Genomic DNA, 12,165 nt, shown 5'->3' with positions numbered 1-12,165 from the left:
TAACAGGCCCGACCGGTTTACCAGGATCACCGGGAGTAACAGGTCCAACTGGTTTACCAGGATCACCGGGAGTAACAGGCCCGACCGGTTTACCAGGATCACCGGGAGTAACAGGTCCAACTGGTTTACCAGGATCACCGGGAGTAACAGGTCCGACTGGTTTACCAGGATCACCGGGAGTAACAGGTCCAACTGGTTTACCAGGAACAACGGGAGCAACAGGTCCGACGGGTTTAACAGGAATAACAGGAACAACGGGAGCAACAGGTCCGACGGGTTTAACAGGAGCAACAGGAGCAACAGGAATAACAGGAACAACGGGAGCAACAGGTCCGACGGGTTTAACAGGAGCAACAGGAGCAACAGGAGCAACAGGAGCAACAGGAACAACAGGAACAACAGGTCCGACGGGTTTAACAGGAGTAACAGGAACAACGGGAGCAACAGGTCCGACGGGTTTAACAGGAGCAACAGGAATAACAGGAACAACGGGAGCAACAGGTTCAACGGGTCCGACGGGTTTATAACAGGAACAACGGGAGCAACAGGAATAACAGGAACAACGGGAGCAACAGGAATAACAGGAACAACGGGAGCAACAGGAATAACAGGAACAACGGGAGCAACAGGTTCAACGGGTCCAACGGGAGTTATTGGTCCCATAACAACAACTAATTTATTATTTTACACTTTTTCAGATGGAGAAAAACTTATATATACAGATTCAGATGGGATAGCTCAATATGGTACAACACACATATTACCTCCTGATGAGGTTTCCTATATTAATTTGTTTATCAATGGAATACTTCAACCACAACCATTATATCAGGTTAGTAATGGTCAGCTAACATTATTGGATAATCAACCACCAACGCAAGGTTCTTCAATTATTTTGCAATTCATCATTATTAATTAAAAAAGACAGATTCTTAAATAAAAAGAATCTGTCTTTTTGTTCTACATTAAAGTAGTTAAACTAAGTGACGATAAATTCGATTGTAATTGGAATTCCGCCGTCTAATGCATCTCCGCCAGGAATTGTAATAGCACCAGTAGGTCCAGTAGTAATACTGGAGTTCACACTAGGTTGAAGAATGCCGTTTACATAAAAGTTGTAATACGTAAAAGTCGGAAAAGCAGTTGCAGTAGTACCAGCATCGTTTAAACAAGCTGTAGCAGCAATTGCAAAAGCTGCACCTGTTCCTGTTCCAGCGCCTAGTGTAGATGTAAATCTTCTAGATGCCATAAATGGTTGAATGATAGGCAATTAATTCTCACTCCTATTCATATTTTATTGGAACGAAGTATGGAATAACTTGTCCACTATATTGTATGAGAGTTTTCTATAATAGAAACGGCTTTAGGATTAGAAGAGTGGCATAATTTTATTAAATGTATAATTTTTACTACAATTAAAAAGTGATGTTGATACTTGTGGAATATATGCTAAGGATAAATTTGAATTTTTGTATTTAAATACATAGGTGTTTTTTGGGTTTAAGAGATAAACGTGGAAAAATAAAATAAACGCTTAAGTTTAGGTGTTTAATCTAAGCACTCAATTATTAAAAACATATAATTAATATGTGAGTCATGAACATAATTAAATGACGTTTTCAAGTTTGATTATCATTCATGTTTCCTATTTTAAGAGAAACATATAACTCAACTACTTTTTTCAATCGCATCTTTTATAGTACTTAGAATAGGAAAACACTCAACTATAAGAAAAGTAAGGAGGAAATAAATGAAACATAATGATTGTTTTGATCATAATAACTGCAATCCGATTGTTTTTTCAGCAGATTGTTGTAAAAATCCACAGTCAGTTCCTATTACTAGGGAACAATTAAGTCAATTAATTACTTTACTAAACTCATTAGTATCAGCTATTTCAGCATTTTTTGCAAATCCAAGTAATGCAAACAGATTAGTGTTACTCGATTTATTTAATCAATTTTTAATTTTCTTAAATTCCTTATTACCTTCCCCAGAAGTTAATTTTTTGAAACAATTAACTCAAAGTATTATAGTTTTATTACAATCTCCAGCACCTAATTTAGGACAATTGTCAACATTATTGCAACAATTTTATAGCGCCCTTGCACAATTCTTCTTCGCTTTAGATCTTATCCCTATATCCTGCAACTCAAATGTTGATTCTGCAACTTTACAACTTCTTTTTAATTTATTAATTCAATTAATCAATGCTACTCCAGGGGCGACAGGTCCAACAGGTCCAACAGGTCCAACGGGCCCAGCAGGAACCGGAGCAGGTCCAACGGGAGCAACAGGGGCAACAGGTCCAACAGGTCCAACAGGAGCGACAGGTCCAGCAGGTACTGGTGGAGTAACAGGAGCAACAGGCCTAACAGGAGTAACAGGAGCAACAGGAGCAACAGGCCCAACAGGAGCGACAGGTCCAACGGGAGCAACAGGCCCGACGGGAGCAACGGGAACAACTGGTGCAACAGGTGGCGGAGCTATTATTCCATTCGCTTCAGGTACAACACCATCTGCGTTAGTTAACGCATTAATAGCTAATACAGGAACTCTTCTTGGATTTGGATTTAGTCAGCCTGGCATAGCTTTAACGGGTGGAACTAGTATCACTTTAGCGTTAGGTATAGGTGATTATGCATTTGTAGCACCACGAGCAGGAACTATTACGTCGTTAGCAGGTTTCTTTAGTGCAACAGCTGCATTAGCTCCATTATCACCTGTGCAAGTGCAGATACAAATATTAACTGCACCAGCAGCAAGTAATACGTTTACAGTACAGGGAGCACCTCTATTATTAGCACCAGCATTTGCTGTAATAGCGATTGGTGCTACAGCATCAGGAATCATACCTGAAGCTATTCCAGTAGCTGCTGGAGATAAAATACTGTTATATGTTTCATTAACAGCAGCAAGTCCAATAGCTGCAGTTGCTGGATTTGTAAGTGCAGGTATTAATATCGAATAACTTGTGGTAATGTATTTTGTATATAGCCCTTCCTAATTTTATTAGGAAGGGCTATATTTTATGGGAAGATAGGTGATAAATCAAAATGTATGCTTTAAATTTTATTGTTAATGGAATAAGTTATATAACTTAAAAAATTACCTATAAATAAAAAAGATGAATTCTATTATAAATAGAATTCATCCATTACATAAACGGTATACAAGTGAAGTAAGATATTTATCATGAGCGTTGAAATGTCATAGTTCAAATTAGTAATAAACTATTTGTTTTTATTACAGTTACATCCTTTTTTCTTTACATAGCCTTGTTCGGCTAAATCTCTTTGCGATTGGGAATTGGAAGATTGAGAATTCGAAGACTGAGAGGATGCTGATGAACTACTATTTTTATTATTAGAGTAGTTTTTTCGATAGTTATAATTACTCATAGTACTATCACCTCCAATTAGATATATAAATATTATATGTATGTACTCTATTAATTGTTACGAAAAAAATAGGAATGGTAGATATACAATAAAAAATCTCCTGCGTATTTTCCGAGGAGATCAATAATTGTTTATTAATGAAATAAATTAATTAATATCCCCAGTAAAGAGGGAAATAGTATGAATCTTGGTAATATAAATTTTGTTGTTGGTTAGGAGGCTGAGTTGTTGGGGTTATCGTGCCGCGGTTCTGATTACAGTTTGCTGGAGGACCAATTACTGTAGTGGATTGAATAGGGGATATCGCTTGTTTCCATTGCTGTTCATCGAGACAGTAAGTATGAGCCATCATATTAGCGGGAGTTAATCTTAAAATATCAGAACCAAAAATAACTTCTGGGGTTGGGGCATTGAAAATAGCTAATAAGTGAGTACTATCTGCTGTAGCAATTTCATAATGCCACCATGCTTGTGGGATGTTGGCAACTTGACCTGGTTTTATCGGTAAGTTTAATATTTGGTTTGTAAAAGGATTAAGTAAGGAAACAACAGCAGATCCTGAAATACAGTAAACAAGTTCAGCTGCATTTTGATGAATATGTGGCTCTACAACATTTCCTGTACTTAAATAGATATCTAATAAAGAAGTATTTTCTAAAGTATTTAATTGTTTTATGCCAAGTACATTTATATAATTTTGGGCATTTTTTTTAAAAAAATTACTTTTATTTAAATCATGGGTGAAATTGGTTGAGGGGGAAGTGTAGTCGATATTAGAAGTCATTTGTATTACCCGCCTTTCTATTGGTAAGTATAGATACAACTTTAGGATATGTGCCTAGTGTTAGTTATGTGCATTTGTCTGTATTATAATAAATTCACATGTTTTATAAAGAATATAGGTTGTACTTCTTATTTATCATAATGTTAAGACAGATAAAAATTAGAGTGAACTAATGAAAGTCGGAATTATTGATGTTAGGTTAAGCTTAAATATATTGAGATTAAACTATATTCGTATATCCATTCATACTTTGGATTGATGGAAACAAGTAATGAACGTGTTAACTTAAAATTACATCAATCATTAATAAGGAGTGAATATTCATGTCATTTAGTGAAATTATTAGAAATGAAGTGCTCAGCTGGGCTGGTGTTTCTGAAAAACCGCATCGATTTGGTGGTATTGAAATAAATTATGGTAAGAAAGAACTTGGTCATCTGCATGGTGATAAGTTAGTTGATTTACCATTTCCGAAGTTAAAGCGAGATGAATTAGTGAACGAAGGATTAGTGAAACCACATCACGTATTACCTGAATCAGGATGGATAAGTTATTATATAAAAAGTGAAGAGGATATACCGTTTGCAATTGAGTTATTTCGTATGCAATATGACCGAATCAAAAAATAATGAAATAAATTAGATAAATAAAAATATATTTTTATGTCACATCCCCCCTTAATCGTTCGTCTTGTATGTAGAACGTATAAGGAGGGATTTTATTATGAAAAATTTTGATGTAGCAATTGTTGGTGGTGGGCTTGCTGGATTAACAGCATCTATATATTTAGCGAAAGCTGGAAGGAAAGTTATTGTATTAGAAAAGTCCAGTCACTTCGGCGGTCGAGGGATGACTATAAATAAAAACGGCATTTGTATGAATCTTGGTGCACATGCTTTATATAGAGGTGGAGAAGCGTTTATAACTTTTAATGAGCTAGGAGTAAATCTTCCAGGTGGAATCCCATCTACAAAAGCACATGGAATATGGAAAGGGGATATTTATACCATTCCAACAGATTTTCGCTCTATTTTATCAACACGGTTACTTTCATGGTCTGCAAAAGTACATTTCGCTCGTCTTATGATTCATTTAGGAAACTTAGATGTAGGAAAAGTTCCGAAAATAAGCCTAACTACATGGGCAGAAAATGAAATTAAAGATCCAATGGTTCGAAATATATTTTATGCATTATGCCGAACAACAACATATACGTATGCTCCTACAATACAATTAGCATCTTCCGTACTAAAGCAAATACAGCTTTCTATGAAAGAAGGAGTACTTTATGTAGATGGTGGTTGGGAGACGATAATAACAAATTTAAGAGGAATAACGAATACTAGTGGTGTACAATTTCTGGCTAAAAAGCATGTTTTAAAAATAGAGCATTGTGAAGGAAAACAAAGAATACATTGTTTTGACGATGAAGTATTTGAAGCAGGGGCAGTTATTGTAACAACTCCACCGAAAGAGGCATGTAAAATTATAAAAGGTACAGAAGGAACAAGTTTGCAAAAATGGAGTGAACAATCTATACAAGTGACCGTGGCAGCGTTAGATATTGGTTTAAAACAATTACCGAATCCTTTACATCATTTTGCATTGGGATTAGATCAACCTATATTTTTCACGAATCAATCGAGAGCAGCTAAATTAAGTGAAGATGGATCAATTGTAGTGAGTCTAATTAAATACCATAACCCTGTACTAGAACTGAATCATATTCAAGAAGAGAAAGAACAGTTAGAAAATATGATGGAATTGTTACATCCGAATTGGAAAAGAGAAGTTGTTGCACAGCAATATTTACCGAAAATAACGGTAGTATATGATTTTCCTCATATTGACCGTGTTGAAAAACCAGGCCCTAACATACCTGGAATGCCAGGTGTTTACGTTGCAGGAGATTGGTTAGGACATGATGAAATATTAGCTGATGCTGCGGTAGCAAGCGGAAAACGTGCAGCGTTACACATATTAAAGCAATCCGAAAGTGAGGCAATTCATCATGGAAACGGAGCAATTATATGAAACGTATCAATCAGTATTATTTTCGTTAGCATATAGAATCCTTGGGAGTGTTATGGATGCTGAAGATATCGTCCATGACGTATTTATAACACTTAATAATATAGAGGACGTTCAATCTATAGAAAATATGAGAGCCTATTTATGTAAAATAGTAACAAATCGCTCAATTGACAAATTACGTTCGGCAGCACATAAACGGAACGTATATGTCGGAATGTGGTTGCCAGAGCCATTTGTGGAAGAGGTTGATGATCCATCAGAGTCATTTGTAATGAAAGAATCAATTTCTACGGCATATTTATTACTTTTACAACAATTGTCTGAGGTAGAGAGAGTTGTTTTCATATTAAGAGAGGTTTTCAGTTATGAATACGAAGAAATCGCTTCAATTGTAGATAAGAGTAATGCGAACTGCCGAAAAATCTTTCAACGTGCACGAAAAAGTATTTTGGATAAGCCGAAGCAGTCAACATTAAGTACGAAGAAGATGGCTGCCTATGTGGAGAAATTTGTATCATCATTGCAGTGTGGGGATGCGCAAGGCATGTTAGAAGTATTAAAAACAGATGCGATATTAAAAGCTGATGGTGGTGGTAAAGCTACAACTGCAATCCATCCAATCTATTCTGCAGATAGAATTATACGTTTATTCTTTGGAATTGGGAAGAAGTTCCCGGAAGAGTACAATGTTGATTATAAGATGGTAAATGGTGCCCCAGGTGTTATTGTTAAAGTAAATAATAAAGTGACTTATGTGCTTTCATTTACATTTGAAAATGAGAAAATCTCAAACATTTATATGATGGTTAATCCTGAAAAACTTATGCACTTAAATGTAACAGTATAAAAAAAGACGCATTTCTTTAGAAGTGCGTCTTTTTTTTATTTCTCTAACATTTCAAGAGGTACATCTTTTTCGCCTGCTACCTCAAATTTAATTTCCCCATCTTCTTCATAAATACGTGAAATAATCGGTATAGTAATCATTAATTTTTTATGCTGTTTGCGCTTTCGAGCAGCATCTAAGCTAATCACGTTCATTGTAAGCATCCTTTCTTCTAGAAATATATAAACAAAAGAAAATGCGTCCGGAAAGGGCGCTTAATTGAATTTGAAATACCGATTCATTTAATTGGGGTTTATATTTTTTAATAACTGCAATTGAATTAAAAATAGTATGAATGGAATAATTGCACGTAGAAATTAACTTTACCAAAAAACGAAACAATATGCTATAAAAAAATTCAAATCTTTGTCATATAACGAGAAAAAGGTTTTTGTTTCGCATATAATGAAAGTAGACGGGCAGCAAGAGCTTTTTCATCATATTGCTTTGGAAAGGCGATGAAAAAATGGATACGTTAGATTCATTATTATTTCAACTTGAACAATATGGAGAAGAGCATGATCGAAATAAAAAAACACGGGAAGAAAAGTTACGGAATATTACTCGTGAGATGGGGCAGTTTTTATCGATTTTAGTAAAAGGGTGTAGCGCAAAAAACATTTTAGAAATCGGAACTTCTAATGGCTATTCTACATTGTGGTTAGCTAATGCGGTAGAAGAAACAAATGGAAATGTAACAACTGTAGAGCTTTCTTCAGAACGAGTTGGAGAGGCACTTGTCAATTTTGAAAAGGCAAACCTTTTACAAAGGATTGATGTTCATAATCAAGAAGCAGGGGCATTTTTAGATGCGCAATTAGATCACTCATTTGATTTTATTTTCCTAGATTCAGAGCGTACGCAATACATGTGGTGGCTTGAGCATATAAAACGCATTTTACAACCAAAGGGTTTTCTTGTTGTTGATAACGCAACCTCTCATGCAAGCGAATTAGCCGAGTTTAGAAAAATGATTGAAGAAGATGAAATGTTTGAAACGGTCTTATTGGCATTTCAAAATGGAGCATTTGTAGCGCTTAAGAAGAGTTAGGATTGAGCGTAATATAATTATCACATTGAAAAAGGGTGTATGTCAAAAGGTTGAGTACAGTAGGATGGGAAGGACGTAATTTATATACGTAACATACGAAGAATCCGCCTTCAGCATGTTGTTCTCTAGGTCTTAAGTCTGAGGAAAATAATGTTGAGAACAGGTATACTTATAGTAAGAAACAGGGAATGACTGCATAAACAGGCATTTCTAAAAAAATCGATTTCAAGCAGTTAGAATGTATATGAAATACGATATAATAGATGAAATATAGTGCATATAAATTCGCACATATAAATAAAGGAGCGATTTTGTTGACTGAACTCGAGAAAAAAGAACCTGTATCCATTGTGAAAGATAATAATGTAGAAGTAGTAGTAGATACAGTTATAAAAGATCAAGAATTAGAGGAACTGAATAAAGAAGCTGATCTTTATGTACAAAAATTAAATAGCGAGCAAAATACGGATTTATCAAAAGTATTGTCACAGCTAGGAGATTTAGGGGATAAAGAGCAACAAGCAGCAGGACAAACGTTATCAGCATTAAAACGTCCTGTAACAGCGATGATGAATGGAAAGAATGAAGAAATTCCAAATACATTGTTAGAATTACGCAAAGTGGTATCAGAGCTTGATCCGAATTCATTAAAAGCAAGTGGTATGAAGAAAATTATGTTTAAAGTATTCAAGAAAAATCCACTTGAAACATACGTGCATAAATATCAATCTATAGATAAACAAATTGAAGAGATTATAAGATCCCTTCTAATTGGTCGTGACAACTTACAAGAAGATACAGTTGGTCTTGAAATGCTTAAAGAACAATCGCACGATAAAATTCACGCTCTTGATAAACAAGTATACTTAGGAAGAAAACTCGCTGGTATGCTGGAAGCTGAGAAACAAAATCCAGAACGTCAAAGAGATATTCCATTAATTAACGATGCATTAGAAAAAATTCTAGTACGTACACGAAATATGCAGCAAGCGAAAAGTGTGCTATTACAATCTATCGCATCTGTAGACATTATTAAGAAAAATAATGAAAAGTTAACAGAGGCAATTCGTAATGCAATTACGATGACGCAAAACGTTGTAACAGTTTCAGCTGCTATCCAGCTAGCGTTAACAAATCAGCGTAAAACAATTGATGCAGTGAATGCGACAAATGAAGCAATTGAATCAATGGTATTAAGTAACTCACAAGCATTAAAACAAAATACAGAAGAAACAACAAAACTTCTTGAAAATCCTGCTATTAGCATGGATAAATTACGTGAATCATTCCAAAATGTATTTGCTGCGATTGAAGCTTCTGAGAAATCATCAGAACGTATTATCGAGTCAAGTAAGAAGTTTGTAATTGAATTAGACACATTTAATGATGAAATGAAACAAAAACTCATTCAGCGTCCAAGGAAATAACAGACTTTTAGAGGAGGTGAAAAAATGAGTTTCATTCAAACAGTATTAGTACTATTGGGTACATTGCTTTTAATCGCATTTACTGTCGTTGTTTTAGTTGTATATTTCGGACGTAAACTGTATTTTTCATGGACGAAACCATATAAAAGAGCCCATGATTCTTTAGATAAGTTATCGAATAAATCATTACCGTTTCTACAAGAATTTACACAACACCCACTCTTTTATCGCTGGATTCGTACGGAAGGAAAGAAAGAACAATATACATTAAACACTCTTTTCTGTGCATCGGGTCAACGTACGAGAGAGCAAGTATTCTCAATGTTACCGAAAGAAAAACAGAAAAAAGTACATGTAATGGCAAAAACAACGAAAAAACTTACAAATGAAGATATTGATGTAGCGGCGATGAAAGTAAAAGATTTTTTAAGACAAGAAACGCAGCAAACAGTAAAACCATCAGACCTTTCGTTTTATAAATTGTATTTTTATGATCGATATCCAGATGCATTAAATACAATTCAAACGTATAAACGCTCAATAAACCCTTCATTACAAAGAACGGTTGATGAAATTACAATTTCAGTATTAAATGCCTTACCGTATTATCAGGAGCAGCGTATGTTTGAACAACAACATAAACTTGAAACATTCTTAATGAAAGATTTAACAGCGATGCTATCGTTAGTCGTACAATTACCACCTTCACAACGACCAGAAAAAGAAGAAGAATTAAAAATCTACTTGCAAAATTTCCAAAAAGAAATGGAAGTAGTCGAGCGAGATATTCGTGACTCGATTGATCACGATTTGAATGTGAAGATGAGAGCAGCGACTGAGAAATTTAAGAATAAATAAAAAAAAGCGCCTTAAAGCTATAGTTCTTAGCTTTTAAGGCGTTTTTTTATTAGTTGTTATTTTGCTTTAACGGTAATATGACTAGATGCAACACTCTCATTATGCAATCGATCAACTGCAGTTACTACATACGTATACGTTTCTCCAGAAATAGCTGTTTTATCTACATAAATTTCTCCAAGTTTTGTTTTTCTTACAGTAGTAAGTAAATGTTTCGGATTTTCTATATCCACTTCATTTTTTCCATCCACACGGTAAATGGCGTAATAAGCAGAATCATTCTCTCTATCATCAATGATACCTACAGCAATACCTTCATCTCTTGGAATAGCACCTTTTAAAGTCGGTTGTTTTGGTGGATCATGATCAAGCCAGGGCATAGATGGGATTAATGCAGGATGTTTATATATGTCTTTTGCGAGTCTATCTTTAACCCCTAGTGGATTGTTATTCATATCTTTTAAGCTAAAATGCATACTACCTTTTATTTCAGGATATAACCGATTTAATGCAATTTGTCTTGGGTATTCTTCAGGATCAGACCAAGCTGGGACAGAATTATTATTAATTTTATACGCCGCCTGACCGATGTATAGGTGAATCGGTTTATTATTTGTTTCTTTTACCCACCAATCTACTAATATGTCATATGCAGCTGGTGTGAAACCAATATTCCAATATATTTGCGGTGTAATGTAATCAATATAATCTTTTTGTATCCATTCACGTGTATCAGCATAAAGGTCATCATAGTTTCTTTGACCTGCAGTTGTGTTGGAGCCAGTTGGATCGTCAGCTATATTTCGCCATACGCCGAACGGACTTATGCCAAACTTTACGTATGATTTTTCTTGTTTTATAGCAGTATTTAAACCTTTGACAAGTTCATTTACATTGTCACGTCGCCAATCTTCTATATTTGTAAATCTACCATTATTATACGTTTCGAACGTTTTTTGATCGGGGAATTCTTCACCAGCTACTTTATATGGATAAAAATAATCATCCATATGCAAAGCATCAATATCGTAATTTTGTACGATTTCTAAAGCGCCTTCTGTAATAAATTTTTTCACTTCTGGAATACCAGGGTTGTAATATAACTTTCCTCCATAAGGTACAACCCAATCCGGATGCTGTTTTGCAGGGTGGTTATCCGATAATCGATTTATATCAGTGTGATTCATCGTTATTCGGTATGGATTAATCCATGCGTGGAATTCTATATTTCTTTTATGTGCTTCTTCAATCATAAATGCGAGCGGGTCGTATCCGGGATCTTTTCCCTGTGTACCTGTAATGTATTCTGACCAAGGACCGTAATTGGAAGGGTAAAAAGCATCAGCGGTTGGTTTTATTTGTACAACAACTGCATTCATACCAATGTTTTTTACATCGTCTAATAATCTAATAAACTCTTGTTTTTGATTTGCGATAGGTAAGCCAGTTTTTGAGGGCCAGTCAATATTAAGTACAGAAGCAATCCATACAGCACGTAATTCGTGTTTTTTATACGTAGTATTTACTTCAGCGTAAGTAGAGTGAGGAGGAATGAAAGAGAAAGGAATAAAAAAGATGACGATACAACATATCACTAATAAACGTTTCATGATTATTTATACGCCTCCCTATTATATGGTTAGCTAATATGATATCCGAGGTGAGGTTGTACTTACAATTGAGAAAAATAAATATTGAAACATTAATTTAATAGGAAAAATATT

Annotated in this window: 11 protein-coding genes and 1 pseudogene; 8 read left to right on the top strand and 4 right to left on the bottom strand. The window is 34.9% G+C overall.

Translation table 11 applies throughout. From position 1 onward, the window contains the following. Positions 1–919: pseudogene (locus AC1Q8N_RS04270) on the top strand (DUF4183 domain-containing protein); the annotation flags it as partial. A gap of 60 nt (positions 920–979) precedes the next feature. On the opposite strand, the gene AC1Q8N_RS04265 reads toward AC1Q8N_RS04270, so the two are convergent. Continuing rightward, positions 980–1,270 carry a DUF4183 domain-containing protein gene (locus AC1Q8N_RS04265; protein ID WP_001121646.1) on the bottom strand — a complete coding sequence of 97 codons (291 nt, stop codon included), beginning with the start codon at positions 1,268–1,270 and terminating at the stop codon, positions 980–982. Positions 1,271–1,750: 480 nt separating this feature from the next. Here AC1Q8N_RS04265 and AC1Q8N_RS04260 point away from each other — a divergent pair, with 480 nt between their 5' ends. Further along, complete coding sequence (locus AC1Q8N_RS04260) at positions 1,751–2,971, top strand: exosporium glycoprotein BclB-related protein (RefSeq protein ID WP_493521090.1); 1,221 nt, start codon at positions 1,751–1,753, stop codon at positions 2,969–2,971. A gap of 581 nt (positions 2,972–3,552) precedes the next feature. On the opposite strand, the gene AC1Q8N_RS04255 is transcribed toward AC1Q8N_RS04260, so the two are convergent. Further along, positions 3,553–4,185, bottom strand: a complete 633-nt coding sequence (locus AC1Q8N_RS04255; RefSeq protein ID WP_098642352.1) for a cupin domain-containing protein — start codon at positions 4,183–4,185, stop codon at positions 3,553–3,555. A gap of 323 nt (positions 4,186–4,508) precedes the next feature. Here AC1Q8N_RS04255 and AC1Q8N_RS04250 point away from each other — a divergent pair, with 323 nt between their 5' ends. From AC1Q8N_RS04250 to AC1Q8N_RS04240, 3 genes are all read left to right on the top strand, one after another. Beyond that, a complete protein-coding gene (locus AC1Q8N_RS04250) occupies positions 4,509–4,814 on the top strand; it encodes a luciferase domain-containing protein (protein ID WP_141556101.1) in 306 nt (101 codons plus the stop codon). Between the two features lie 94 nt (positions 4,815–4,908). Beyond that, complete coding sequence (locus AC1Q8N_RS04245) at positions 4,909–6,219, top strand: phytoene desaturase family protein (RefSeq protein ID WP_098076998.1); 1,311 nt, start codon at positions 4,909–4,911, stop codon at positions 6,217–6,219. Continuing rightward, complete coding sequence (locus AC1Q8N_RS04240) at positions 6,197–7,066, top strand: sigma-70 family RNA polymerase sigma factor (protein ID WP_098642353.1); 870 nt, start codon at positions 6,197–6,199, stop codon at positions 7,064–7,066. Before AC1Q8N_RS04245 ends, AC1Q8N_RS04240 begins: the two co-directional genes overlap by 23 nt. A gap of 35 nt (positions 7,067–7,101) precedes the next feature. Here AC1Q8N_RS04240 and AC1Q8N_RS04235 read toward each other — a convergent pair whose 3' ends face one another. After that, positions 7,102–7,260: a hypothetical protein gene (locus AC1Q8N_RS04235; RefSeq protein WP_001100983.1), complete on the bottom strand. Its 159-nt coding sequence runs from the start codon at positions 7,258–7,260 to the stop codon at positions 7,102–7,104. Between the two features lie 311 nt (positions 7,261–7,571). Here AC1Q8N_RS04235 and AC1Q8N_RS04230 point away from each other — a divergent pair, with 311 nt between their 5' ends. The 3 genes from AC1Q8N_RS04230 to AC1Q8N_RS04220 all read left to right on the top strand — a co-directional run bounded on the left by AC1Q8N_RS04230 (position 7,572) and on the right by AC1Q8N_RS04220 (position 10,441). Continuing rightward, entirely contained in the window at positions 7,572–8,156 is a 585-nt protein-coding gene (locus AC1Q8N_RS04230; protein WP_000380142.1) for an O-methyltransferase, read from the top strand. 314 nt (positions 8,157–8,470) lie between these two features. Next, positions 8,471–9,583: a toxic anion resistance protein gene (locus AC1Q8N_RS04225; protein ID WP_000137410.1), complete on the top strand. Its 1,113-nt coding sequence runs from the start codon at positions 8,471–8,473 to the stop codon at positions 9,581–9,583. A gap of 24 nt (positions 9,584–9,607) precedes the next feature. Next, complete coding sequence (locus tag AC1Q8N_RS04220; RefSeq protein ID WP_000008384.1) at positions 9,608–10,441, top strand: DUF3974 domain-containing protein; 834 nt, start codon at positions 9,608–9,610, stop codon at positions 10,439–10,441. Between the two features lie 56 nt (positions 10,442–10,497). Here AC1Q8N_RS04220 and AC1Q8N_RS04215 read toward each other — a convergent pair whose 3' ends face one another. Further along, positions 10,498–12,057, bottom strand: a complete 1,560-nt coding sequence (locus AC1Q8N_RS04215) for a glycoside hydrolase family 10-like protein (RefSeq protein ID WP_098077007.1) — start codon at positions 12,055–12,057, stop codon at positions 10,498–10,500. Between the last annotated feature and the right edge of the window lie 108 nt (positions 12,058–12,165).

Source organism: Bacillus sp. GW823-FHT06B01 (genome assembly GCF_058952315.1).
Note: the sequence above shows the minus strand (reverse complement) of the source record. Positions and strands in the feature narration are given on the sequence as shown.